At 52.4% G+C, this 26064-nt stretch carries 25 protein-coding genes and 1 pseudogene; 20 read left to right on the top strand and 6 right to left on the bottom strand.

Annotation, left to right across the window (positions count from 1 at the left end):
- The 3 genes from CR46_RS0113025 (at position 1) to CR46_RS18200 (ending at position 3280) form a co-directional block, all read left to right on the top strand.
- Complete coding sequence (locus tag CR46_RS0113025; RefSeq protein WP_030073585.1) at positions 1-1908, top strand: ABC transporter ATP-binding protein; 1908 nt, start codon at positions 1-3, stop codon at positions 1906-1908.
- Between the two features lie 55 nt (positions 1909-1963).
- Positions 1964-2971, top strand: coding sequence for a zinc-dependent alcohol dehydrogenase family protein (locus CR46_RS0113020; protein WP_030073583.1), 1008 nt, complete (start codon positions 1964-1966; stop codon positions 2969-2971).
- 168 nt (positions 2972-3139) lie between these two features.
- Positions 3140-3280, top strand: a complete 141-nt coding sequence (locus tag CR46_RS18200) for a hypothetical protein (RefSeq protein ID WP_198023730.1) — start codon at positions 3140-3142, stop codon at positions 3278-3280.
- Positions 3281-3297: 17 nt separating this feature from the next.
- Here the strand turns inward: CR46_RS18200 and CR46_RS0113010 are convergent, their stop codons facing one another.
- Entirely contained in the window at positions 3298-3570 is a 273-nt protein-coding gene (locus CR46_RS0113010; RefSeq protein WP_030073581.1) for a hypothetical protein, read from the bottom strand.
- 173 nt (positions 3571-3743) lie between these two features.
- On the opposite strand from CR46_RS0113010, the gene CR46_RS0113005 reads away from it, so the two are divergent.
- From CR46_RS0113005 to CR46_RS0112995, 3 genes are read left to right on the top strand one after another with little or no spacing between them, the layout of a single operon-like run.
- A complete protein-coding gene (locus CR46_RS0113005; RefSeq protein ID WP_030073579.1) occupies positions 3744-4940 on the top strand; it encodes a hypothetical protein in 1197 nt (398 codons plus the stop codon).
- Positions 4941-4948: 8 nt separating this feature from the next.
- Positions 4949-5776 (top strand): mechanosensitive ion channel family protein, encoded by an 828-nt coding sequence (locus CR46_RS0113000; protein WP_030073577.1) that lies wholly within the window; start codon positions 4949-4951, stop codon positions 5774-5776.
- Positions 5776-6537, top strand: coding sequence for a C15 family peptidase (locus CR46_RS0112995; RefSeq protein ID WP_030073575.1), 762 nt, complete (start codon positions 5776-5778; stop codon positions 6535-6537). Before CR46_RS0113000 ends, CR46_RS0112995 begins: the two co-directional genes overlap by 1 nt.
- 1 nt (position 6538) lies before the next feature.
- On the opposite strand, the gene CR46_RS0112990 is transcribed toward CR46_RS0112995, so the two are convergent.
- A complete protein-coding gene (locus CR46_RS0112990) occupies positions 6539-7270 on the bottom strand; it encodes a YebC/PmpR family DNA-binding transcriptional regulator (RefSeq protein WP_030073572.1) in 732 nt (243 codons plus the stop codon).
- 187 nt (positions 7271-7457) lie between these two features.
- Between CR46_RS0112990 and CR46_RS0112985 the strand changes: the two genes are divergently transcribed.
- Both CR46_RS0112985 and CR46_RS0112980 read left to right on the top strand, forming a co-directional pair.
- Positions 7458-8075, top strand: coding sequence for a LysE family translocator (locus CR46_RS0112985; RefSeq protein ID WP_030073570.1), 618 nt, complete (start codon positions 7458-7460; stop codon positions 8073-8075).
- Between the two features lie 78 nt (positions 8076-8153).
- A complete protein-coding gene (locus CR46_RS0112980; protein ID WP_030073569.1) occupies positions 8154-8636 on the top strand; it encodes a glutathione peroxidase in 483 nt (160 codons plus the stop codon).
- Between the two features lie 24 nt (positions 8637-8660).
- Here the strand turns inward: CR46_RS0112980 and CR46_RS0112975 are convergent, their stop codons facing one another.
- Entirely contained in the window at positions 8661-9044 is a 384-nt protein-coding gene (locus CR46_RS0112975) for a DUF7079 family protein (protein ID WP_030073568.1), read from the bottom strand.
- 160 nt (positions 9045-9204) lie between these two features.
- On the opposite strand from CR46_RS0112975, the gene fabV reads away from it, so the two are divergent.
- The 10 genes from fabV to CR46_RS0112920 all read left to right on the top strand — a co-directional run bounded on the left by fabV (position 9205) and on the right by CR46_RS0112920 (position 20810).
- Positions 9205-10410, top strand: a complete 1206-nt coding sequence (gene fabV / locus CR46_RS0112965; RefSeq protein WP_030073566.1) for an enoyl-ACP reductase FabV — start codon at positions 9205-9207, stop codon at positions 10408-10410.
- Positions 10411-10478: 68 nt separating this feature from the next.
- Positions 10479-10694 carry a hypothetical protein gene (locus CR46_RS0112960; RefSeq protein WP_030073564.1) on the top strand — a complete coding sequence of 72 codons (216 nt, stop codon included), beginning with the start codon at positions 10479-10481 and terminating at the stop codon, positions 10692-10694.
- 196 nt (positions 10695-10890) lie between these two features.
- The gene (locus CR46_RS0112955) at positions 10891-11865 is read left to right on the top strand and encodes a GlxA family transcriptional regulator (RefSeq protein ID WP_030073562.1); all 975 of its coding nucleotides are present in this window, start codon (positions 10891-10893) and stop codon (positions 11863-11865) included.
- A 100-nt stretch (positions 11866-11965) separates the two neighbouring features.
- Positions 11966-13180 carry an aspartate aminotransferase family protein gene (locus tag CR46_RS0112950; RefSeq protein ID WP_030073560.1) on the top strand — a complete coding sequence of 405 codons (1215 nt, stop codon included), beginning with the start codon at positions 11966-11968 and terminating at the stop codon, positions 13178-13180.
- Positions 13181-13215: 35 nt separating this feature from the next.
- Entirely contained in the window at positions 13216-14280 is a 1065-nt protein-coding gene (locus CR46_RS0112945; protein WP_030073558.1) for an arginine N-succinyltransferase, read from the top strand.
- Entirely contained in the window at positions 14280-15311 is a 1032-nt protein-coding gene (astA, locus tag CR46_RS0112940) for an arginine N-succinyltransferase (RefSeq protein WP_030073556.1), read from the top strand. The genes CR46_RS0112945 and astA overlap by 1 nt, the downstream gene beginning before the upstream one ends.
- A gap of 106 nt (positions 15312-15417) precedes the next feature.
- Positions 15418-16893 (top strand): succinylglutamate-semialdehyde dehydrogenase, encoded by a 1476-nt coding sequence (astD, locus tag CR46_RS0112935; RefSeq protein WP_030073554.1) that lies wholly within the window; start codon positions 15418-15420, stop codon positions 16891-16893.
- Positions 16890-18266 (top strand): N-succinylarginine dihydrolase, encoded by a 1377-nt coding sequence (gene astB, locus CR46_RS0112930; protein ID WP_051690182.1) that lies wholly within the window; start codon positions 16890-16892, stop codon positions 18264-18266. Before astD ends, astB begins: the two co-directional genes overlap by 4 nt.
- A 347-nt stretch (positions 18267-18613) precedes the next feature.
- Positions 18614-19318: a 5,6-dimethylbenzimidazole synthase gene (gene bluB, locus CR46_RS0112925; RefSeq protein WP_030073549.1), complete on the top strand. Its 705-nt coding sequence runs from the start codon at positions 18614-18616 to the stop codon at positions 19316-19318.
- 142 nt (positions 19319-19460) lie between these two features.
- Positions 19461-20810: a DUF2252 domain-containing protein gene (locus tag CR46_RS0112920; protein ID WP_030073547.1), complete on the top strand. Its 1350-nt coding sequence runs from the start codon at positions 19461-19463 to the stop codon at positions 20808-20810.
- A gap of 32 nt (positions 20811-20842) precedes the next feature.
- On the opposite strand, the gene CR46_RS0112915 is transcribed toward CR46_RS0112920, so the two are convergent.
- From CR46_RS0112915 to CR46_RS0112905, 3 genes and pseudogenes are all read right to left on the bottom strand, one after another.
- Positions 20843-22642, bottom strand: coding sequence for a GGDEF domain-containing protein (locus CR46_RS0112915; RefSeq protein WP_030073545.1), 1800 nt, complete (start codon positions 22640-22642; stop codon positions 20843-20845).
- A gap of 341 nt (positions 22643-22983) precedes the next feature.
- The gene (locus CR46_RS0112910; protein ID WP_030073544.1) at positions 22984-24036 is read right to left on the bottom strand and encodes an SPFH domain-containing protein; all 1053 of its coding nucleotides are present in this window, start codon (positions 24034-24036) and stop codon (positions 22984-22986) included.
- A 14-nt stretch (positions 24037-24050) separates the two neighbouring features.
- Positions 24051-24544 (bottom strand): annotated as a pseudogene (locus CR46_RS0112905) (NfeD family protein).
- A gap of 156 nt (positions 24545-24700) precedes the next feature.
- Between CR46_RS0112905 and copM the strand changes: the two are divergent.
- Positions 24701-25198, top strand: a complete 498-nt coding sequence (gene copM / locus CR46_RS0112900) for a CopM family metallochaperone (protein WP_030073540.1) — start codon at positions 24701-24703, stop codon at positions 25196-25198.
- A 90-nt stretch (positions 25199-25288) separates the two neighbouring features.
- Positions 25289-26005, top strand: coding sequence for a trimeric intracellular cation channel family protein (locus CR46_RS0112895; protein ID WP_084180481.1), 717 nt, complete (start codon positions 25289-25291; stop codon positions 26003-26005).
- Positions 26006-26064: the final 59 nt, after the last annotated feature.

Genomic DNA, 26064 nt, shown 5'->3' with positions numbered 1-26064 from the left:
ATGTTGTCACGTTTACTAGCGCCGCTATTCCGTTACTTTGAAACGCGGGTGAACCCCTATCCCGAAGGCGAGGTTGCCACGCCTCCGAAAGGTCTGCTGCCGTTTATTTGGCATTTTTCGCGCCCCGTTTGGCCGTGGCTGTTACTGATGTCGCTAGCGACTGCCCTGGTCTCTGCGGCGGAAGTGGTGTTTTTTAGTTATATGGGCGACTTGGTCGACTGGCTGGGTAACGTAGAACGCGCGAATTTCTGGTCGGATCATGGGCTTTGGCTGGCAGGTGTGGGCGTGTTGGTAATTATCGGCCTGCCGCTACTGGTGCTGGCGCAGTCACTGGTGACTCACCAAAGTATCTTCGGTAACTACCCGATGATCGGCCGCTGGCTTTCTCACCGCCATATGCTTAGCCAAAGCCTAGCGTTTTATCAGGATGAGTTTGCAGGGCGGGTGTCGCAAAAAGTCATGCAAACAGCGTTGGCCATTCGTGAGACCGTCACCAAAGTGATGGATCTAATGGTTTACGCCATCGTGTACTTTACCGGGGCGGCAATTTTACTAGGCCGTGCTGACCCGTGGCTACTGCTGCCGCTAGGACTTTGGTTGGTCGGTTATTTAAGCATTATGCGCTTTTTTGTGCCGCGCCTGCGCGACGTTTCAATGGCTCAGGCCGATGCCCGTGCCCAGATGACAGGGCGCGTGGTTGATAGTTACAGCAATATCCAAACGATTAAGCTGTTTGCTGATACCGAGCGTGAGCAGAGCTACGCCAAGGATGCGATGCAAGGTTTCATGGGGACTGTGCATCGGCAAATGCGGCTAGTCACCATCATGAGTGTTTGCCTAACGCTGCTCAACACGCTGCTGCTGGTGGGAACGGCAGGCATGGCGATCAGCGCCTGGTATTTGGACGCCATTTCCCTGGGTGTGTTAGCCATTGCGATTGCTCTGGTAATGCGTATCCGCTTTATGTCGGATTGGATTTTATGGGAAGTGGCCGGGCTGTTTGAAAACATCGGTACCGTGCAAGACGGCATGAATACCATCGCCCAGGAGCCCACGATCAAAGATGCACCAAATGCTATCGCGCTTGCGGTGCCCAAGGGCGAAATTGTGTTTGATGCGCTGCGCTTTCAGTACGCCCAAGCTGAAGGTGAAAGTAAAAACGTGTTTGACGGGCTGAGTCTGACGATTAAACCTGGCGAGAAAATTGGCCTGATTGGCCGTTCTGGCGCGGGAAAATCGACGCTGGCAAACCTGTTGCTGCGCTTTTATGACTTACAGGGCGGGCGTATCTTGATTGATGGGCAGGATATTGCTGAGGTTACCCAAACCTCATTGCGCCATCAGATTGGTATGGTGACCCAGGATACCTCGCTACTGCATCGTTCGCTGAGAGATAATATTCGCTACGGTAGTCCTCATGCCAGCGATGATGATGTGTGGCAAGCAGTGTGCCGCGCCCATGCAGATACCTTTATCAACGAGTTGGTCGACCCTAAAGGGCGGCGCGGTTTAGACGCTCATGTCGGCGAGCGTGGTGTGAAACTATCCGGTGGTCAGCGCCAGCGTATTGCTATTGCCCGCGTACTGCTTAAAAACGCCCCTATTCTGGTGTTGGACGAGGCCACCTCAGCGTTGGATTCCGAAGTGGAAGCCGCGATTCAAGAGCAACTCGATTCGCTGATGGAAGGCAAAACGGTGATTGCCATTGCCCATCGACTCTCTACCATTGCGATGCTTGACCGGTTAATTGTAGTAGATGAAGGGCGCATGGTAGAGAGTGGTACGCACCAAGAACTGTTAGCCCATAACGGCATTTATGCCAGCTTATGGCAGCGTCAGTCAGGGGGCTTTTTGGGTCACGACCTTGATCTTGGCCTTGATACTGACCACACTGCCCCCAGCTCTTAATAGACCAGTCGCTTATTGAGCGATTCTAGCTAAGCACTTTCAACAGGAGGTAGCGATGCAAGCCATTCAGCTTCAACAGCCCGGCGGTTTAGATAAACTGGACGTGGTTGACCTAGCGGCGCCGGGCGAGCCAGGCCCCGGTGAAATTAAAGTACGTCTACATGCCAGCTCGCTTAACTTCCACGACTACGCCGTGGTGGCGGGCATGATTCCTACTGAGGATGGCCGTATTCCCATGTCAGATGGTGCTGGCGTGGTTGAAGCGGTTGGCGAAGGTGTTAGCGAGTTCGCTGTGGGTGATGCGGTGGTATCGACGTTTTTCCCAGGTTGGCTCGAAGGGCCTGCGCGAATCGCTGATTTCCGTACCACCCCAGGGGATGGCATTGACGGCTATGCCCGCGAGCAGGTGGTGGCATCTGCTAATTCGTTCACCCATCAGCCGAAAGGCTACAGCCATGCGGAAGCGGCAACGCTAACCACCGCTGGTTTAACCGCTTGGCGCGCGCTGGTGGTAGATGGTGGCATCAAAGCAGGTGATACCGTACTGGTATTGGGTACTGGCGGCGTTTCCATTTTTGCGCTGCAGTTTGCCAAGATGATGGGCGCTCAGGTAATTGCGACGTCATCTTCCGATGAGAAGCTGGAACGCCTCAAGGCGCTGGGCGCTGATCATGTGATTAATTACAAAACGACGCCAGAGTGGGGTAAAGCCGTTAGTGAATTGACCGCTGGCGAAGGGGTTGATCATATTGTGGAAGTCGGCGGCCCCGGCACGTTGCCGCAATCCATTGATGCGGTCAAAATTGGCGGTCACATTGCTTTAATTGGCATACTTACCGGCCGTCAGGGGGATATACCAACCATTAAGCTGATGGCTAAGCAGGCCACGCTGAAAGGCTTGATTGTAGGTAGTCGCCGTGACCAAATTGATATGACCCGCGCCATTGATACTCTCGGTCTCAAGCCGATTATCGACCGAGAGTTTGCGCTACATGAGATTGCCGATGCGTTTCGTCATCAGGAGTCAGGCAAACACTTCGGCAAAATCTGCCTAACCTTCTAGTCTCACTGGGAGAGCGCATGACGTTGCTTCTAGGCAAGTGAATTAAAGCGGCCATTTACGTAGAATGGCCGCTTTTATTTGCCGGTGACATACATGCAGCATATCGCCCATCTTATTCATAGCACGTTAGGTCAGGCAAGCCTGGGAGATAACGAATAAGCGAACGGTATGTCAGCGAAATGGATACCGCTGGAAGAAGCGCTCAAACACAACCGTAGTGTTATCGCACGTCAGCCTGCCAGCATGGGATTATCTATTCATCGCGAGACGCTGGTGCTGGAACGTGTTGCCTCCGCGTTGGCAGGTTAATTTAGCAAAACGACTTTTCAAACGTCGTCGTTTTGACGGCTATACACCACGCCTTTGACTTCAAGTTCCCAAATGTCGTCGTAAGGCACTGTCACACCATCGATATCGCCAGGGTCGCCTGTGCTGTTCTTAATCTGGGTTTCCGGGATGACTTTTAGTCCCATTAAGCCAACGTGCTGAATACGGGCGCTAAATCGATTTCCCTCGTGGTCAATAAGCACCCGTTCGCCCGCAATGCATTTTGAAAGCTTCTCATGCAGTTCTGCCATTGTGACTTTAACTACGCTCATTATCGCCTCCTGCGCTTTGCTCTCATATGGGGTAGTTACTGACTAACGACTTTATATTAGCTGATAAGTTCGGCTAGCCCCTCAATGACACTATTTCCTCAATCACACTATTTCCTCAACCTCACTATGAGGCATGCTAACCTTAATCTACTTATTTATGTTCGAGGCGGCATATGACGCAGCGCTTATTGAAGTCTGCTTTATCGCCATGGCAAGTCGTGGCACTTGAGTCGTTTCAAACACCAGAGCAGACCCAAGCCAGCCAGTGGCGGCGTAGCTGGCGAGCAGCAACCACGTGGATAATTGGTAAAGAGGCCTCGGAACGCCAAGCAAAGGAAGAGAGCGAGCTGCGTAAGTTGCCTGAAGTCGCGCTTTCACATTGGGTACCTGCTATTGATTGGGTGCCAGCAGCTAATGCCCTTAGCCAAGCCATGGGTGAATATGCTGATGCACCGGTCGTACTGTTTATTTCTCCCCCTTATGGTGGCCACGGTGCAGTCGTTAGCCATTGGGCGCAGCAGCAGGATGTCAGTTGCCTGTCCACGCCAACCTTTGCAGAGCTTGTTGACGGGTGTCTTGAGTGGGTGGAGCGTTGTGGTCATCAGCGTCGTTGGGCAATTCCTACCCTAGAGAGGCATTTTTTACGTCATAGTCTTGGCTTACAAGGTGTGCGCGAACTGTTAGAGCGGGCCTTAAGTGGCCGCCTAGGGCAAGGCGTAATAGGTTGTGATAGCTGGACGTATGCTTACCTGCAGCATGCGGTGGGTTTGGAGGGCGTCCCCGTGGTTACCTTGCAGGCGCTAGAAGGTGAGCAGCTGGCACACTATTTTACTCAGTTGGCGAATGATGGTGGTGTCTTCCCAACGGTATATAGCTCCCGTACGGGGCGGCCTATTCTTGCCAACACGAGTGAAGATGACGATGAGCGTGAGCGCTCCTATAAAGAGTTGCAACGTCTGGCGGCCCACTGCCGGGGGCATTTGGGTATAGCCTGGCACTACTGGCGGGAGCGCTTGCGAAAGCCGGTTGAAAGCTGCAATACCGAGCGCTCTGACGAGCAGTCTCAAGAAGAGCAGTTTCAAGAAGAGCTTTGGTTGTTAGACGCGTTAGTAGAAGCAGAGTTGCCTACTGATACAGGAGATGTGGCAACATTGTTACTACATGCTTTGTTAATTCATGGAGGGCTAGAGGATCAGGCGTTAGGCCATGTTCTGCCATTTTCACATCATGAAGCGCTGGGCGCTCGATTGGCGCTGGCTCGCCAAGAAATTCTTAGTTGTCATCAAGGACGTTGGCAAGTGGCTCCCTTAAGCTACGCCAGCGTAAGGCAACTGCTGGAATCGCGTAACTACCTAGTGGACCCGCTTTAGGAGCTGACATGGACGATCAAGAGCAGTACGCCAAACTGTTTAATGAATTTGATAGTCAAATGTTGATCACATTAGGCGTCATTCTAGTCAGCACAGTGATACTGATCATTGCTAGTCAGCGGGGGCTCAACTGGTTGGCTAATCGGCTTCATGGACAGCTGCGATTCCGAGTATTTGCGCTAGTGCCACTAACCCGCCTACTGATTTTAATTACCGCGCTGGCGATTGCTGTACCTATTGTCATTGAGCCTTCCTTGCGCAATATGGTAACGCTACTGGGGGCCATTGGCCTGGCGATTGGCTTTGCCCTGAAAGACTATGTCAGCAGCCTAATTGCAGGAGTAGTATCTGCCGTTGAATTGCCCTATCGGCCTGGGGATTGGGTCAATATCGAGGGAACTTACGGCGAAGTAAAGCATGTTGGAATGCGCACCGTAGAAATCCTTACGCCTGACGATGATCTGGTTGCGGTGCCTCATCTTAAACTTTGGGATTCAGCCATTTATAACGCCAACAATGGCGGCACCAGTCTTCAGTGCGTGGCAAGCTTTTATCTTCATCCGGAGCATGAAGCTGGCTGGGTGCGCAAGGCGCTACGAGACGTCGCGTTAACCAGTGCTTACCTGAAGTTTGATAAGCCGATTATTGTCGTAGCAGAGGAGAAACCTTGGGGAACCCATTACCGTATTCGTGCCTACCCGGTGGATCCTCGGCAACAGTTTTTGTTTATCACCGATTTAACCGTGCGCGGTAAACAGGTGCTAAGCGCGGCGGGCGTTACCCCAGCGTTGTTGCCGCCTGATGCGGCCTTGGATACACGGGGTGCCGCCAGCTAATGAGTGTATCTGAGTCGCTTTATATTGGCTGGGATGTGGGCGGCTGGAATTGCGATAATAATCCCACCAGCCGCGATGCGTTGGTGGTGTTAGATGAAACACTCCGCTTAGTGGGGACACCGTGGAGAGGCAATCTGCGAGCCGCGCTCAACGAATCGCTAACTAGCCGTGACTTGATAAATAGCCTATTGGGGCTGTGTCAATACGCAGCAAGTGGCAATGAACGAGTGGTGATGGCAATAGACACGCCGCTTGCGCTACCAACGGCGCTGTTGGCACTGGCAAAAGGTGACGCTGTTAAGGCGCTAGGCCGCTCTCAAGATAATCCGTATCTATATCGCGAAACTGAACGCTGGCTGTTTCAGCGAGGTGTCACGCCGCTGTCACCCATCAAAGATATGATTGGCAGCCAGGCCACTAAAGGTATGCATCTGCTGGCGCGCTTTGCGCCGCATATTGCCGCTTGCGGGCAGTGGCAAAGTGCTGAAGGTGCGTTAAGTGTAGTAGAAGGCTACCCAACGCCCGCCAAGCGCTCAGCGGCATTTGCTGCACTACGTCATCAGGTAACAATGCCGTCTAAGTTTGCTTCCATGTTGCACCAGCCAACGCCAAAGCAGCAGGATATCCAGGATGCTTGGCACTGTGCACTCCTTGCCTGGAGCTTGGAGCACGCTAAAGAGACAGTTGCCTGGCCGCCAGCAGACATGCCAGCGGCCGAAGGATGGATTTTTGTCCCTTGTGACTCTTTAAGTGTGCAATGATTTAAGCAGTTTGTTCCGGTAGTTCGGCGCTATGGAAAACATTTTGCACATCGTCGAGCTCTTCAAGCATACCCAGCAGTTTCTCAAACATCGCCACGTCATCGCCTTCGATGGGCGTTGGGGTCTGTGGTAAGAACTGGATCTCGTCAACCTCGAAATCAACCTCACCAAAAGCATCTAGCAGCGCTTGTTTGGCTTTAGCGTAATCGGTGTGCGGCGCAAACACCGTGATACGACCGTCTTCCTGCTCGATATCGGTAACGTCGACATCGGCTTCCATGAGTGCTTCAAGCACGGCTTCTTCATCGCTGCCTGCAAACGAAAAAATTGCGCAGTGATCAAACATGTGGCTGACGCTGCCGGGGGTGCCAATTTTGCTTTTGGTTTTGGTAAAGCAGCCGCGCACATCACCAAAGGTGCGATTGGGGTTGTCGGTCAAACAGTCGACAATCACCATCACGTTGCCTGGCCCAAAGCCTTCATAGCGCGCTGGAGAAAAGTCTTCGCCACCTGCGCCACTGGCCTTATCTAAGGCTTTATCGATAACGTGAGAAGGTACTTGGTCTTTTTTGGCCCGCTCCATTAAACCGCGCAGCGCAAGGTTACCGTTTGGATCTGTGCCGCCTGCTTTGGCACAAACGTAAATTTCACGCCCGTATTTGCTGTAAACCTTGGTTTTCGCAGCGGCCGTTTTGGCCATGGATTCCTTACGGTTTTGAAACGCCCTACCCATATTGAAGTCCTTCATTAGCCATGAACCGCCTGCAGGGCAGGCGTCATCGTTTTCAAAAAGGGGAAAATTTTACCCAACAGCGTACCATGCTAACAGCGTTATTTAAGGAGGCGGATTTATTCGCTTAGAACCCGCTTAGCTGGCGTATAATTAGTCAGCCTATCTTGCTGATTTCAAGGAGAGAAAAATGCCGCTGTCACTCTGGCTATCGCTGGCTGCTATTTGTGCCATGGGAGCGATGTCCCCAGGACCTAGTCTAGCGCTAGTGTTGCGCCATACGTTAGGCGGGGGCCGCTTGCCCGGTATGACGGCTGCAGTTTTTCATGCGCTGGGTGTCGGGTTTTATGCGTTGCTCACCGTATGGGGCTTGGGTGCACTTATTGTGCGCCACCCAGCGTTATTTCAGCTAGTGACATGGTGCGGCGCAGCCTATTTGGCCTGGCTTGGAATAAAGGCACTACGGGCAGGCAGAGGTGGAGCGCTGTCACCCGAGGCAGCAGTGACGACACCACGCCAAGCGGCTAAAGAAGCAGTGCTAGTGGCGCTAGGTAATCCCAAGTTGATCATCTTTTTTGTGGCGCTATTAAGTCAGTTTGTAACGCCTGACATGAGTCTACTGGCCAAGGCTATCATCGTCGCAACTGCAATTATTATTGACGGGGGGTGGTACGTTTTGGTGGCGGTGGGGCTTTCCCACTCTCGCGTACTGCCTTGGCTTCAGCGTCATGCCCACTGGATCAATCGAATCACTGGTGTGCTGCTTATTGCGCTGGCGCTGCGGGTTGTTGCAGGCCCGATTAGTTGATAAACCGTACTGGTGTAACCGCCATCGCCGTGGCATGGTAAAGCCTATGCTGGTGGAGTCATTTAGGGGGGCCTTGCGATGATTTATGAGCAGGATTGTTACACCCATCAAGGCAAGCCGTTCAACTTGCGGGCGCTGCGCGGGCAAGTATTGTTGGTGGTTAATGTGGCTAGTAAGTGTGGCTTTACCCCGCAGCTAAAAGAGCTAGAGGGTTTATATCAGCGCTATCGAGATCGTGGGTTTACGGTGCTTGGCTTCCCCTGTAACCAGTTTGGTAAGCAGTCGCCAGAGAGTGCAGAGGCTTTCTGTCTTTTTGGCGAGCAACAGTTTGGAGTCAGCTTTCCACTAATGGAAAAAGTATCAGTGAACGGTCCAAACGCCCATCCGCTGTTTGTTGTGCTTAAACAGGAGGCACCGGGCGTATTAGGTACTAAGGCGATCAAGTGGAATTTCACAAAGTTTCTGGTGGGGCGCGATGGCAGGGTGATCGCAAGATTTGCCCCTAACGACCATGGGGCATCACTTCGGCTGGCGTTGGAAGCCGCTCTTGATAAAGAGTAACGGGTAAAAAAACGACGCGCACTGTTATATCTCGCCGCGGGTAACCATCAGTCGCTGCATTAATTCTACCCAGCGATGACGCACCATCATTGTGGTTAATCCTGAAAAAAGCGCCCAGCTTTTGCGCCGCCAGCCTTTTAGGCGCAGGTTGTGGCTTACCAGCTGCTTCATCAGTTGATAGTCATCGAACTTTCGCCATTCACTGGCAATTGATAGCTGGTGTCTCATCATCACGGGAGCAAGCTCCAAGCGGAACATCCACTCTAATTCCTTCAGCGACATGTCATGCTGTTCAATCATCTCAATCATATGGGCGTAATCACGCTCGCTCGGCTCGCGGTCCAACCACAGCGGGGCGAGAGCAAGCCATAAATCGCCGCGTTCATCGACTAGCTGCTGTGCGTTCATCAGGGTCTCGTCGGCAAAGGAGTGGTCAGGTCGCTATCCTGCCGTGAATGGCGGAGAAGCTCAAGAGCGGACAGGGCGCGTCTAGACCGCTAGAATACACCCCACACGGTAATGGCATTGCCATGCTGATAGCGACATCAATCTGATAAAGGGGTCCAACGTGATCATTAAACCAAAAGTGCGTGGCTTTATCTGCACCACCACTCATCCTAAAGGCTGCGAGCAAAACGTTTTAGAACAGATTGAAGCGACCCGCGCGCGTGGTTTAGATAAAAGCCAAGGTCCAAAAAAGGTGCTGGTGATTGGTGCTTCCAGCGGCTACGGCTTAGCAGCTCGTATTACGGCTGCCTTTGGTTATGGCGCTGATACCCTAGGTGTCTTCTTTGAAAAGCCTAGCAGTGAGAAAAAGACCGGTACTGCTGGCTGGTACAACAGCGCCGCGTTCGACAAGTTCGCCAAGCAAGAAGGTCTGTATAGCAAATCAATCAACGGCGATGCGTTTTCTAACGAAGCACGTGAAAAAGCCATTGAATTGATCAAGCAGGACATGGGGGAAGTTGATCTGGTGGTGTACTCCCTGGCTTCGCCAGTGCGTAAGCTGCCAGATACGGGTGAAGTGAAGCGCTCGAGCCTGAAGCCAATTGGTGAAACCTATCGCGCAACCGCGATCGACACCAATAAAGACGCCATCATCGAAGCAGAAGTCGAGCCTGCTACTCAGCAAGAGATCGACGACACCATCACCGTGATGGGCGGCGAAGACTGGGAGCTGTGGATGAGCGCCCTAGACGACGCGGGTGTGCTAGCCAAAGGTGCACGTAGTGTGGCGTTTAGCTATATCGGCACTGAAATCACCTGGCCGATTTACTGGCACGGTGCGTTGGGTAAAGCCAAGGAAGACCTTGATCGCGCCGCCGCAGCGATTGATGCCAAACTGAAAGAGTCCGGTGGTGGTGCCAACGTCGCCGTGCTTAAGTCGGTGGTTACTCAGGCGAGTGCCGCGATTCCTGTGATGCCGCTGTATATCGCCATGGTCTATCGCATCATGAAAGAACAGGGCCTACACGAAGGTACGATTGATCAACTAAACCGCTTGTTTGGTGATTACCTCTACACTGGTCAAGGTGATGCGATGGCCACCGACGATAAAGGTCGCCTACGTCTTGATGATTGGGAACTACGTGACGATGTACAAAAAGCCTGCCAAGACCTATGGCCTGCCGTCACTACAGAGAACCTGTTCGAAATTACCGACTATGCTGGTTATAAGCATGAATTCTTGAAGCTGTTTGGCTTCGAGCGTGATGATGTAGATTACGACGCAGATGTGAACCCTGATGTTCACTTTGATGTCGTTACACTATAGCGCGAAGCGTGTCGAGGAGGGTTAATCGCCGCGTTTTGATCATCTAACCGGAAAGCGAGAGGTGTTGTATGGATACCAAGGAAAGCAAAACCCGGGAAGAAGAGAAAGAGCACGTCATGAACGAACGTCTGCCCGAAGACTTTGAAACGTCACAGCCACAACGGCAGCCGGAAGCGAAAAAGTCTCCTAACGGACTGCATAAAATGCTCCCTTTAATTATTATCGTGATGGGGATTATCGTTGCAGGCATTGTCATGCTGGGGCTTGGCAACAGCGGCGGTTAACGAAGACGACATAGTATCGCCTTTTGTAGTATCCCCCTATTGCCGAGCATTACGCTCGGCAATTTTGTATTTATGCCCGCTATTTTTGTTTTAAGAGCCATAGCGCTGCCTTCACTTGCGCAATTGGGTAAGATGGCTTTTTTCTTGGCTATTTATCTGAGTTGGCGGCGATTTCTATGCAGCAAAGCAACGTGTTATGTCCTCAAGTACGTTGATGTCATCCGCTGGTGAACGCAGGCGGGTGGCCTTTGTGCTGCTGCCTGGTTTTTCGCTGCTGGCCCATGCGAGCGCTATCGAACCGCTGCATATGGCCAATCAGCTAAGCGGGCAGATGCTTTACCAAACCGTTACGTTAAGCTTAACCGATGAACCTGTACGCAGCGGCGCGCAGCTTTCCTTACTCGCTCAACATGTCTTAGGCGCGCCGCTTGGGCCGCTTGATATGCTGTTGGTATGTGCTCCTACACCGCTACCCTATGCATTGCCTGCCAAGCTAAATGAATGGTTGCGCAGCCATCAGGGCAGAGGTGTTGCTATCGGCGGCCTTGCGGGTGGCACGGAAGTGCTTGCCCGCTGTGGGTTGTTGGAAGGTTACCGCGCTACATTGCCCTGGCAACGTTTCGATGCGTTTGCGCAGGCGTACCCCCAGGTCACGCTTTCTCAGCAGCTATTTGAAATTGACCGTGACCGGATAACCTGTGCCGGTGGCACTGCTGCAATGGATATGATGCTAACGCTGATTGGCAAGCATCACGGCCAGCGCCTTGCCGAGCAGGTTTCTGAGCAGTTCGTCTGTGATCGCATCCGCTTAGCCGATGAGCGCCAACATGTACCACTACGTAATCGCCTTGGTCATGCGCCGCAAAGCCTAGTAGATGCCGTTACATTGATGGAGGCCAATATTGAAGAGCCGCTTTCTACGCTAGAGCTGGCCGAGCATTTGGGTATCTCTCGGCGTCAATTAGAGCGCTTATTTAAGAAGTATTTGCAAGCAGTGCCCAGCCGTTATTACCTGGATTTGCGCCTCCAGGATGCGCGTAAACAATTAAGAGAGAGCGACCGGCCGGTCGGCGATATCGCGTTAATGACTGGATTCTCCTCTGGCGCGCATTTTTCTACCGCCTATCGCAATCATTTTGGCATTACGCCACGTGAAGAGCGGCTTGGATAAGCGCAGCTTTTCATAATTTACCGTCCCAATACTGAAAGCACGGCGTCTGTCGCCCCCCGTATACTAACTCTATCCTTTATTTCACCGGAGGTATTGTCCCATGAACTACACCCCAAGCCGTCAGGATTTCGATCACTACATGACGCCTAACTACGCACCACAGCAAATTATCCCGGTACGTGGTGAAGGCAGCCGCTTGTGGGATCAACAGGGACGTGAATACATCGATTTCGCCGGTGGTATTGCGGTCAACTCACTAGGCCATTGCCATCCGGTGCTGGTAAATGCGCTTAAAGAGCAGGGCGAAAAGCTTTGGCATTTGTCGAATGTATTTACCAATGAGCCGGCGCTGGCACTTGCCAAAACGCTTACTGAGCGCACGTTCGCCGATAAGGTGTTCCTATGCTCTTCCGGTGGCGAAGCTAACGAAGCCGCGCTAAAGCTAGCCCGCCGTTGGGCGGTAGACCACCATGGCGAGCATAAAGATAAAATTATCTCGTTTTATCAGTCTTTCCATGGCCGCACTTTCTTTACTGTGAGTGTGGGTGGCCAACCCAAGTACTCTCAAGGCTTTGGCCCAGTGCCTGGTGGCATTCTGCATGCCAACTTCAATGACCTGGAAAGCGTACGCAAGCTAGTGGGCGACGATACCTGCGCCATTATGGTTGAGCCGATGCAGGGCGAAGGTGGCATTGTTCCCGCGACCCAAGAGTTTCTTCAGGGGCTACGTGATCTGTGTGATGAGCACAACGCGCTGCTAATTTTTGATGAAGTACAAACCGGCGTTGGCCGCAGCGGCGAGCTTTACGCCTACAAAAATTTCGGTATCACCCCGGATATTCTCACCAGTGCCAAGTCACTGGGTGGTGGTTTCCCGATTGGTGCCACCTTAACCACGGATGCGATTGCGAAATCTTTAGCGATTGGTACCCATGGTTCTACCTATGGGGGCAATGCGTTGGCATCGGCGGTTGCGCTAGCGGCCGTGGAATTCATTGATACCCCTGAAGTACTTAACGGCGTTAAGCATCGTCACGACCTGTTCCGTGAGCATTTAGAAACTATTAACCGCAAACATGGCGTGTTTAAAGAAATCCGCGGCATGGGGATGCTGATGGGCGCACAAATGTCGGATGCTTTTGAAGGCCGTGCTAAAGACATTCTGCCGTTGGCTATCGAAGAGGGCGTGATGGCATTGATTGCTGGTCCTAACGTGCTACGCATGGCGCCATCTTTAGTTATTCCAGAAGACGATATTTCTGAGGGCATGGCGCGCCTAGAGCGTGCGATTGAGCGGCTAGTTGCCAGCGCATGAGTAGGCAAGAAGCCACACAAGAGGGGGCGTTAAGGATGCTGGTAATTCGACCGGTAACAATGGCTGATCTTCCAGCCCTGGAGCAGTTGGCAGAGCACGCAGTGCCACGGCTCACCAATCTGCCCGCCAACCGTGATCGGCTAGAGGAGCGCATTGTGCGCTCCCAGGAAGCTTTTAATAGTGAAATTGAGTTTCCCGGCAACGAACATTATATGTTTGTGCTGGCGGATGATGACCGCGAGGAAGTGCTAGGCACGGCGACCATCCGTGCCCAAGCCGGTGCAGCAGAAGCCTATTACACTTATCGTCAGGAAACGCTGATTCATGCTTCTCAGCAGTTGAACGTACGTCGGGAAGTGCAAACCTTAGCACTTTCTCACGAAGCCTCTGACGCCACGCTGCTCTGCGCGTTATCGCTCAACCCGCGCTATAAAGGCACCAGTGCAGAAAGTCTGTTACGCCGTGCGCGGCTGATGTTCATTGCTCAATATCCCGAGCGTTTTTCACGCATTCTGGCGGTAGCGTTTCCGGGCTACTTGGATAGCAAAAACGAATCGCCTTTTTGGGAAAGCGTTGGCCGTCACTTTTTTGCCCGCAGCTTTCAAGAGATGAATCACATTGCTGGCGTCCGCTCGAAAAGCTTTATTGCCGAAGTGATGCCGCAATTTCCGCTTTATCTACCGCTGCTAACACCGCAGGCGCGCGCTGCCATTGGTCGCGAGCATCCCGCCCATGAAGATGCGCTAGCCGAAATGTTGGCAGAAGGCTTTGTACGCTCTCGCCATGTCGATATTTTTGACGCAGGGCCGATTGTAAAAGCCGAACGCGAGCGCTTGGAAACCTTCCGGCGTGCTGCCTGGCATCCGGTTAGGGTACGCCCTGAACACGCACTGCCCGATGCAGAACCCGCGATGATTGCCAATCAAACGCTAGGTGATTTCCGCTGTATCGTGGCGCGTTATGCGCTTTCACCTACTGGGCAATTGATGCTTTCACCACAGCACGCTAAACGCTTAGGTGTTGAAGAGGGGCGCGCGGTGCTGGCCGCGCCATTAACCCTGCCAAGCGCGGTAGATGCGCTTGATGAAGGAGAAATGTAATGCGCATTCGACCCATTGCCCGTGACGATTTAGATGGGCTCCAGGCGCTTGCGCAACAGGCAGGCGTTGGTTTTACCTCACTGCCGGATAACCGTGAGTTTTTGGCTGGAAAAATTGAAGCCGCTGCCCGTGCCTTTGAAGAGCGCACGCCGATTAACGATCGACTCTACTTCTTTGTACTGGAAGATGAGCAGAGTGGTGAGTTGGCAGGCTGCTGCGCCATTGAAGGCCAAGTGGGTCGTGAAGTGCCATTTTACAACTACCGGCTGGGTACGTTAGCGCACTCCTCGGTGCAGTTAGATTTGCACCGCACGATCGATACGCTGTTTTTAAGCTCTGATCATACCGGCGATGCCGAAGTGTGCTCGCTGTTCTTACGCCCTGAATATCGCGGCGAAGCGAATAAACACCTACGTAATGGCGCACTTCTTTCCAAAGCCCGCTGGCTGTTTATTGCTCAGTTTCGTGACCGTTTCCCGCAAAAAGTGCTGGCAGAGATGCGCGGCGTGTTTGATGAACATAACACCAGCCCCTTTTGGGAAAGCTTGGGTAAACACTTTTTTCCCATGGACTTTAATGAGGCCGATCGGTTAACCGGGCTAGGCCAGAAAAGCTTTATCGGTGAGTTGATGCCGAAGTTCCCGATCTACACCACGTTTATGTCGGAAGAGGCACGTGCCTGCATTGGTCAAGTGCACCGCCATACACGACCAGCCCTTGAAATGCTCAAGAAAGAAGGTCTGCGTTGGGAAGGCTATATCGATATTTTCGATGGTGGACCCACAGTGGAGGCCTACATTGACGACGTGCGAGCGATTCGTAATTCGCAGCTTTGCCAAGTAGAAGTTTCTCAAAACGCGCCTGACGAAAGCGAGAGCCTCTGGCTGGCAGCCACTACTGAGATGCTTAACTTCAGCGCTAGTTGGATAGGACGCGGTCCCACCCAGGAGAACACTATTGTGCTTAGCCAGCAAGAAGCCGACCGCCTGGGTGTTACAGCAGGTGACCACATTCGCTTGTTGGAAACCTAGCTTTTCAAGCACAGCTATTTAAACACTGATCTTTATTAACAGTCTTTCAAAACAAATACACATAACAAGCTCGCACCACCAGCACGCATACGGGAAGGAGATAACGATGCACGCCCAACAGCAGCAACTGATTAACGGCGCCTGGGTAACGGGCGATGCCGACACCTTTACAAAGCATGATCCTGTTTCTGGAACACTGCTTTGGCAAGGAGCTTCGGCCTCAAACGCACAAGTTAGCGCCGCTATCGATGCCGCGCGTGCCGCTTTTCCTGAATGGGCGCGCACTTCGTTTGCGCAGCGCCAAGCACTTGTTGAGCGTTTTGTTGAGGTACTGACGACTCGCCGTGAAGACCTAGCAATAGCAATTGCCTCCGAGACCGGCAAGCCGCTTTGGGAAGCACGCACTGAAGCCGGCGCGATGGTCGGCAAGGTGGCGCTATCTATCAAGGCCTACCATGAACGTACAGGCGAGCGAGAAAAAGACGTGGGCAGTGCGAAAGCCGTACTGCGCCACCGCCCTCATGGTGTCATGGTGGTGTTTGGCCCCTACAACTTCCCTGGCCACCTACCCAATGGCCATATGGTGCCCGCGTTGCTCGCAGGCAATACCGTAGTGTTTAAACCCAGCGACCAAACCCCGCTGACCGCCGACTTAACCTTGCAGTGCTGGGTGGAAGCGGGGCTGCCTGCTGGGGTGATTAATCTAGTGCAGGGCGGTGTTGCTGTCGGCCAAGCCTTGGCAGCGCACCCCGGTATCGACGGCCTACTGTTTACCGGCAGCGCTAAAGTCGGTGGCATGCTACAGCAGCAGTTCGCTGGACAGCTGGATAAAATTCTCGCTTTGGAGCTGGGAGGCAATAACCCGCTGGTGGTCAAAGACGTCGACGACGAGCGTGCAGCTGTACTGACTATTCTGCAGTCGGCGTTTTTATCTGGTGGCCAGCGCTGCACCTGTGCCCGTCGCTTAATGGTACCGCAGGGTGAGGTTGGCGATCGCCTGATCGACGCGCTTTCTGATGCGATCAGCAAGTTGCACGTGGCTGGGCAATTTGAAGAAGAGCCCGTGGCGCCATTTTATGGCGGCTTGGTCAGCGTGGTAGCTGCCGACGGCCTGCTGAAAGCGCAAGATGAGCTGGAAGCCATGGGCGGTACGGTGATTAACCGGATGCAGCGCCTGAAAGAGAACACCAGCCTGTTAAGCCCGGCGTTGATTGATGTGACGGGGCTGGACGTGCCGGACGAGGAGCATTTCGGCCCGCTGCTGAAAATCCATCGTTACAGCGATTGGGATGAAGCATTAGCCCTTGCCAATGATACACGCTATGGCTTATCTGCAGGACTCATCGGTGGCGATAAAGCTGACTGGGATGATTTCCTGCTGCGCATTCGTGCGGGCATCGTGAACTGGAACCGCCAAACCACAGGTGCCTCTGGCGACGCCCCCTTTGGCGGCGTAGGTGACAGCGGCAACCACCGGCCCAGCGCTTACTACGCGGCGGACTACTGCGCTTACCCAGTGGCATCTATGGAAGCCGACACCCTGGAAATGCCGGACACGCTGCCGCCAGGAGTCAACCTATGAGCGACGTGGTGAATATTAATAACAACGTGGTTAATAACAACGTCAGAGAAGTCAATTTTGATGGTCTGGTAGGGCCTACCCACAACTACTCTGGGCTGGCACACGGCAACGTGGCATCGATGAGTCATGGTGGATTGGTATCCAACCCCAAAGAGGGCGCACTGCAGGGGCTTCTGAAAATGAAGTCACTGATGGATGCGGGCTATGCCCAAGGTGTATTACCACCTCAACAACGACCCGATGTGGGGGCGCTGCGGGATTTAGGCTTCAGCGGTAGCAATAGCGACGTGCTCACCCGCGCTGCAAAAGAGGCTCCTCAGTTACTGCGCGCCGTCTGCTCGGCTTCCAGTATGTGGACGGCCAACGCAGGCACCGTTACCCCCAGCGTTGATGCGCCAGATCGTCGGGTGCACTTCACCCCGGCGAACCTGCAATCGAGCTTTCATCGCTACCTAGAGCCGCAAACCACTGGCCGTGTACTACAGGCTATTTTCCATGATGAGCAGCACTTCGCTCATCACCCTGTACTGCCAGCAACGCCTGCTTTTTCTGATGAGGGCGCGGCCAATCACACCCGGCTATGCGGTGAACACGGCGAGCCAGGCATTCACCTATTTGTGTATGGTCGCCAAGCATTTGGCGGTGAGCGTGAGCCGCAACGCTTCCCCGCTCGTCAAACCCTGGAAGCCAGCCAGGCGGTGGCCCGCCAGCATGGGCTAACAGATGCGCAAACGGTATTTGCCCAGCAGCATCCAGATGCCATCGACGCGGGTGTCTTCCATAACGATGTCATTGCCGTGGGTAATGGCCCCGTGTTGCTTTATCACGAAATGGCCTTTTTGGATGAAGCGCGCACGTTGGATGAGCTGCGCGCCAAAATGTCCACGCCATTGATCCCGGTGCGGGTGCCGTTAGACGCGGTGAGTATGGAGGATGCGGTAGCGTCGTACCTGTTTAACTCCCAGCTACTTTCCAACCCGGATGGCACCATGACACTGGTCGTGCCCAGCGAGTGCCAAGAGCGTGAAGCCGTCTGGCGCACGATCCAGGACTTCATTCTGGCGGGCCATAACCCGATTGCGGAAGTGGTCGTTAAAGATGTTAAACAGAGCATGCGCAATGGTGGTGGACCTGCCTGCCTGCGTTTACGCGTTGCCTTATCAAACGCTGAACAGGCAGCGTTGACCGGCCGCGTGTTAATGAATGATGCGCTATACGATGATCTGACTGCGTGGGTCAACCGCCATTACCGTGACCGCCTTACGGCAGATGATCTTTCCGACCCCCAGCTTGCCACTGAAGTGCTCACCGCGCTGGATGAGCTGACACAACTGCTTAAAATCGGACCTGTCTATCCGTTTCAGTTGGGATAATGGTAGCGGTGGTCGACAGGCTTTCTATGTTGTTTAGTGCTGCTTGGGGGAGGGGTGTAAGCTCCCGCTTCTTTAAATGGGAGCTTACGGAATAATGATACAACGCTGATCCCCGTAATTGGTTAAGGTGGTTCATTACCGTATAGCGGAATAAGGGTGTGGGACTCACTCCTGCCGGAAGTCTATGCGGTAAAGCTAAGCAAGTCTGCGCTATGATTTGATTAAACAATTCTTAGCGGCTGCTAGCCACCTCATCATTCGCGATCTTCTACCGCTATCGTTTTCAAGGAAGAGAGCTGCCTATTCAATGTCTGTAAAATCGATCAGCAAAAGGCCAGATCAGCTTAATGACTATCTCTAACCACCACTTCTCCGATGCCGAGAAGCGCGGGCTGTACCGCGCCATTTATGAACGGCGCGATGTGCGCTCACAGTTCTTACCTGATCCTATTGCCCCCGAGGTGTTATCAAGACTGCTAAAGGCAGCCCATCACGCACCTTCGGTAGGCTTTATGCAGCCGTGGGATTTTATTGTGATCGAAAGCCGCGAGGTTAGAGCAGCGATATTGGCGATGTTTGAGCAAGAAAACCACAAAGCCGCGGAGCGGTTTGAGGGCGATCGCAAGGAGCGTTACCAAGGCTTGAAGCTTCAAGGCATTTTGGAAAGTCCGCTTAACCTCTGTATTACCTGCGATCGCAGTCGGGGAGGCCCCCATGTACTAGGCCGCAATAGTATTGTGGATACCGACCTTTTCAGCACGTGTTTAGCGGTGCAAAATCTTTGGTTGGCGGCGCGGGCAGAAGGCATTGGCGTTGGTTGGGTCAGTATTCTCGACCAAGATCAGCTCAGCACGGCGTTAAAGTTGCCTGAACATGTTTATCCGTTGGCTTATCTTTGCATGGGCTATGTCAGCGAGTTTCTAGATCAGCCTGAGTTGGAAACAAAAGGCTGGCGCTCTCGGCTTTCATTAGATGAATTGGTGCACCATGATGGCTGGGGTAGTTCGTTGGCAGAAAGCCCGCTTCTAACTTTTTTACAAGAGCACGAATAGCCAGATCTTAACGTTGGGGAATTCGTCGATACCCGAGTTAGCTAACTGGCTATAGTTAAAATTTGCTAATGACTTATTCTCTTAACGTTTCTCACCTACGCTGATAGCAGAATGCTTTTTACGCACAGAAAAAGGCAATGCGATGAGCCATGCACTAACCGGACATAACCGCCCACAGCAAGTGATTGAGGCGATTCAGCAGGTGAATGCCCCGCTAAATGTGGCACACCGCCAAGCAAAGTACGCCAAGATGGCTGCCTCTCCCTACCGATTCTTTCGTGGAACTAATCACTTATATTGGCAGGACGTATGGCATGACTGGCGTTTTGCGCTATTTGGCGGATGGCCGTCTACCCAAACATGGCTTCAAGGCGATGCGCATATTTATAACTTTGGTGCTTATGGTCACCACGATGACCAAGTGCGCTATGGCATGGATGATTTTGATGATGCGTTGATAGGCGACTATCAATACGATGTATGGCGGCTGGCGATCAGCGTAGTGTTGGATAGCCGTGAAAACGCAGCGTTAAGTTCTAAAGCGTCTGATAAAGCGCTGAAAAAGCTGTTAGAGGGGTACATCCATACGCTAGCGGATTACAAAGAAGCTCATGTAAAAGATGACCATACTAAAGAGCTGCCCATTGATGCGGTGACTTTGGATAGCGCCAAAGGGCCACTCAAGCCGTTTATGGGGAAAGTTGCCGATAAGCAGAGTCGGGCGCGTATGCTGGAAAAATGGACGACTCTAGATGAGCAGAAAGGGCGCATATTTGCCGAGCGCCCTGGCAAGTTAGCGAACTTACCTGCAGATGTCGCCAGCCAGCTGCGTCGTTTGATTGAGCAAGAGTACCAACAGACGCTACAGCATCCGATCAAAGAGAGTGACCCAAAACACTTTCGTGTAAAAGATACCGCGCGCCGCCTAGATGCGGGAACGGGCTCGCTAGGTGTCGAGCGCTATTATGTATTAATCGAGGGTGGTGCGGCTCATGAACACGACGACGTTATATTAGATGTTAAAGAACAGGTAACGCCGGAAGCTTACAGCTTAATGAATAAAGCTCAGCAGCAGGCGTGGCGAAAGTTATTTCCTAATGAAGGCATTCGCCATGCGGCAGCCTTTCATGCCATTGCTGAACACCCGGACGCCTACTTGGGTTGGCTGACCATGAACGGCAAAGTGTTTTCGGTCAGAGAGCGGTCTCCATTCAAAAAAGATGTGCCTACCCACAAACTTTCAGGGGGCAAGTCTTATCGCAAGTTAGCGCGTCAGTGGGGAGAAATTCTCGCACGTGAACATCTGCGCGGTGCCCAGGCTCTTCACCGTGGGCATTCTGCACCATTTGCCAACGCGGTATGTCAGCGCTTGGAAGGACGTGAAGCGCAATTTATTGAGGTGGTATCTACCCTTGCGGTTGCTTATGCCGACTGCGTATCACAAGATTACGAGGTATTTGTTGAGCACTTTCTGGCGACGGATTCTTGCTAAGAGGCTACGCCATTAATGTTGATGGCGTTTGTTCATAGCGTTTGTTGTTTACTAAACAAGTAGCTTTGCTCTTCAAGCGATTCTTCCCAAACAACACAGCGGTTTCGTCCGCTGTGTTTTGCGTGATAAAGGGCTTCGTCAGCGAGTCGTAATAGCTTCTTTGGGTCTCGAGTGTGATCAGGGTAGGTGGCTATCCCGCAGGACAGCGTTATTTGCCGAAGAGCCGTGCCTTCATGAGTAAATATCTCTTGAGATATAGAGGCTAGTAGCGTGTTTGCCCTGGACTCCGCAGCGATTTGGGACGTGGCAGGTAGCAGAGCAATAAACTCTTCGCCACCGAAACGACAGATAACATCAAGACCGCGTAAATGTTGGCGTAGTAGTCGTGCGACCTCTACCAATACAGCGTCTCCTGTATCGTGACCAAAAACGTCGTTAATCTGTTTGAAATGATCGATATCAAGCATTAAAACTGAAAGTTGGCTGGCGTATTGTTGCGCTCGCTGACAGTGATGATCAAACGCAGTATCGAAGTGGCGTCGGTTATGCAGCCCTGTTAGTGGGTCTTTAAATGATAGCCCTTCGAGTTCCTGAACCAGCTTGTCGAGATCGGCTGTCCGAGACGCTACCTGTTGCTCAAGCGTTTCATTCGCGATAGCAAGCTGTTGCTGGGTATGGCGGTAGTGCCATAGGAAAATAGCAGCATTGGCGAGAGTGAAAGCTAATGTGCCATAGCTTAATGGTACGTTGCGCCAGGTTACAAAGCCGTGAGCAACGGCCATATCAGCTAACAACAACGGTGCAAAAAACGTAAAGCTAACCACCAGCAACCGCTGCTCCACTTTCAGTCGTTGAAAGCGCATAAGTGCGAGTACCAGCATCATGGGAAGTGTGATAGCTAGCATTACGTCAAAGATGGGAAAAGTGATTGAAAGGCTGATCACACCAAGCTGCACTAGCCCCATAGTGGCAACGAGATATACTAGGTGAATAATCCACAGCCGGGTTATCCAGCGCTTAGCAGTGCCCTCCAACCAGTCGCTGAGCAATAAGCCCAATGCCACTGGCAGGGTGTAGTAACTTCCAGCACGCAATATGTCCCAGGCTAGCGCTCCATCTGCCATTAGTTGGCGCGCTGGAGTTTCTGCAATTAACATCAGCCCCGAAGCGTAGGCAAATAGCGCAATGGCACTAAAACCGCGTCGTTCAGGGCCAATTAATGTGAAAATGGTTGCGAGAATAGCCAACACTAATACCAGCGCACTGACGGCTAAATCTTTAGTAGAGTCGTGAATCACTTGCTTTAGAACATCACTACGCTCCATTACCTGGATTTGGCCCCACAAGCCAATACTGGTGTAGTACGAATAGAAGCGAAAAGTGAGGGGCTGGCCGGCGGCATCTTGGGGAAGGTCAATCATATGCCAGGGCCAGCCAGCAAAATCCCCCTTTCCTAGATCGTCAAACTCCCCGTATTGATAAATAAGCGTGTCGCCTAGATAAACTTGACCGATAAGATTAATGCTAGTGATAAATAGAACCGGGTCGTTCCAGTCACCGGCTGGCAGCGTCGTTCGCAACCAAAGATGCTCGTGCCCTTCGCGTCCCGGTGGATTAAACGGAGAGTCAATTGACTGCCATTCACTAAAATTGCCGTGTAGCCATTGTGGCTGGTTATTTGAATCAAGTGGTGAGTCACCCCAGCGAAATTCCCAATTTTGCAGCGGTAGGGGCTGAGCAGCAGCGGTAAGGCCACTAGGCAGGAGCACAAAAGCAGCCAGTATTAGAAGCAGCTGGGTGCAGTGACGTATGGCAAGCCAATGAGGCAGCATGATGAACGCCCTAATCTACTGGTTACAATCCTTGTGCTGAAAAGTGCCTCAGCCCAATAATCCGATGAGTTGGTTGAGGCGCGATGATAAAAACACTAACCCCAGCCGCCCGCTTAACTAGCAAGAAACATCAGGCGATGACAGTGCCTTTAACGTTAAAATGCGTGATAACACTAATAAACAGAGTCAACTATGAAACAGGGTTGGCTGGGTTTTTTAACCAGCCTAACCGTGTTTCACACTGCCTCTAGGTATAACACCTCTAGAAATAGCATTTAGCCTGGTATTATTGAAATAGTACTTTTTAAATGACTACAAAATAATTATTTATCACTAAACAATTAATGACCGCCAGCCGCGCCACCGACGATACCGCTACGAAAGCCGCTTTCGCTGCTGTTGCGCTGTTTTAAGTGATTAGCGACAGTGTCTTCGGGGGAGCCCGCCATTTCACGGAACATGCCCATTGACCCCAGTAGAGCAGAGGACTCGTAAGGCACGAATACCCGCTCTCCGTCTTTCGCCATGTTGGGCAGCCCTTTGATATAGCTTTGGCCAAGTAGGTAGCCCACTACGGTGCGCTTGTTCTCTTCGCTGTCGCCGATGGCGCTAAGCACAAGCTTAATAGATTCCTGTTCACCTTGGGCGCGTAGAATTGCTGACTCTTTGTCCCCCTGGGCATTTAGAATGGCCGACTCACGCTGCCCTTGCGCCATTGCAATGGCGGCGGACTTTTCACCTTCTGCTTCTGTTACCGTCGCACGGCGTTTACGTTCGGCAGCCATTTGCAGGCGCATTGCGGTTTCTACCTCGTCCGGCATGGCAATATCTTGCACCTCTACGCGGGAGATCTTGACTCCCCATTTGGACGCGGGCTCCTCCATTGCTGCCTGGATTTCATTGTTCACCTCAGCACGGGACTCAAACAGTTTATCTAGCTCCATCTTACCGACTACTGAGCGAAGCGTGGTTTTTGCCAGCACCTCGACGGCTTGACTCATATTTTCTACTTCGTAGACGGCACGTTTAGGGTCAATAATTTGGTAGTAGAGCGCACCATTGATTCTCACGGTGACGTTATCTGTGGTGACAACTGGCTGGCCAGGAAAGTCCATGACCGTTTCACGGCGGTCAATACGGATTTCATCGCTGGTAATGGCTGTGTAGTCTTCGCCCATCTTGCGATAGCGCAGCATTGTGATCGCACGCGGCTGCTCAATAAACGGAATAATAATGTTGATGCCGCTTTCAAGTACGCGATGAAACGAACCGAGACGCTCGATCACCATCACTTCTGACTGGCGAACAATGACCAATCCTTTCGAGATGATGAGCACGCCAATAACGACGATAATCAGGCTGATGAGCAGGCCTGGGCTAATCGAGAAATCCATGAGGCTATTCATGTTTATGGCTCCTTGCGTTGGAAATTGCATCCTGGGAAGTAGCGTCTGTTGAAGGTGTCAGCGTCACTAAGGCCGTTGTACCTTCAAAGCGTTTAAAGACCACTTGGGTTCCTGGCGGCAGCTCAGTATCACCGCTTTCGATCACCCGTAAACGGTAGAAGTCACCGTTCACTTTAATACCGGTTGCACTGTCAAAGTCACGTATCAGCGTTCTGTACTGGTTGTCTTTTTCAACGCCGGTACCCGTTGTGCCATAGGCAACGCCTTTTGGCGAAAAGCGCGGGCGGATTACCATAACGCCTAAGGGTACTAGAATGCCTGCGAAAACCCCCATGCTGAGCAACTGCCAAGGTAGCGATAACCCCAGCGCCGTTACCGCGGCGGTCAGCGCCGCAGCGATCCCCAGCGCAAGCAGTAGCATTGCGCCGGAGGTTAGTTCTGCCAAGCTTAGCAACAGGGCAATCACCAACCACGTATAAGCAGGGTTCCAGTCCATGTGTGCTCCTATGCAGTCTATGGGTGAAGCTGTTCACTAGAATCAGCTGTCCACTAGAGTAACCTACTCGACGTCTGTTGACCTGTGTGCTGCCTATAGGTTTTAAACTCTATTTCCTCTTATTTCATGCTTTTATCACTCTCTGGGAGAGTTGCTATGTCGCTCGTTGTTTTAACATGTAAATTAGCCAGTGCACGTTTATTAAATCCATTAAACGTGGCGGTGAGTGTTGTCGCCATGGCGAGTTTGATGGCGGCTCCTTTACTGTTTGCTGATCATCATGGCAGCTATGACCATCATGGCAGCTATGACCATCATGATAGCCATACACAACAAGATAGCCGTACACAGCATGGTAGCCATGGCCACCATGGAGCACCGGCGCAGGCACAGGAAGAAAATCCAGCCGTTACAGCGTATCAAACTGCCAGTGATCGTATGCATGAAGATATGGCAATGTCATTTACAGGCAACCCAGATATAGATTTCGCTAAAGGTATGATTCCTCATCATGAAGGCGCTATTGCTATGGCAGAAATTGTGTTGGAGTACGGCGAAGATTCTGAGATTCGCCAACTGGCAGAAGATATTGTTGCTGCTCAAGAGAGTGAAATTGCTTTCCTTCGCGAATGGTTAGAGCGCCATGGTCACTAGTTAATATTTTCATCGCTTTTGGGATGACCCTCCCATTCACAGGAGTGCTATTCTGCTCGCCTTATTAAGCATGTCTCTAAGGAGCGTCGCGTGTCGGGTGTGATTTACTGGTTGGATATGGCGGGGGTCATCGTATTTGCTTTGTCAGGTGTGATTTTGGCATGCCGCTCGCGGATGGACCCCTTCGGTATGCTGGTGCTCGCGGCGGTGACGGGCATCGGTGGCGGCACGCTCAGGGACTTGGTGCTAGGCGTTCGCCCGGTATTCTGGGTGACAGATCCGACCTATTTGTGGGTGATATTAGCCACAGTGGGCGTATCCTTGGTAGGGTTTCACTATATTCATCGCCTTTCTCGGGGCTTTCTACCTGTTGCTGATGCATTTGGGCTGGCGCTATTTACCGTCATTGGCACTCATAAAGCATTGCTGCTGGGTACATCAGGCGTTGTGGCGGTGTTAATGGGTATGATGACCGGTGTGGCAGGTGGCATGATTCGTGATGTGCTAGCCCAGCGGGTGCCCATGGTGCTCCGTGAAGAGATCTACGCGACCGCAGCCTTGGCGGGGGGCATTGTTTACGTGGCGTTCGATGCGTTAGAGGCGCCGCTAACCGTTGCAATTGCAGCTGCTTTAACAGTGACACTTGGGTTGCGCCTAGCGGCGATTTACTGGCACCTGGCGTTACCGGTGTTTGCCTGGGTAACCCTACCACCGAAAACCCATGATGAGTCTGCCGTACCGTTATCAACCCCTCAGAAAGCCAAAGAGCGGGTGCGGATGATTCGCCGGGAACGCACAAAGCGTTAGCCTGAACGCCTACTTTTTGCGATGTCGCTAAAAGTAGGCGCGCCTATTCTTTTCCTTCA

This window comes from Vreelandella neptunia (assembly GCF_000712975.1).
GTDB classification, from domain to species: domain Bacteria; phylum Pseudomonadota; class Gammaproteobacteria; order Pseudomonadales; family Halomonadaceae; genus Vreelandella; species Vreelandella qaidamensis.
This window is presented reverse-complemented; position numbering and strand designations above follow the sequence as displayed.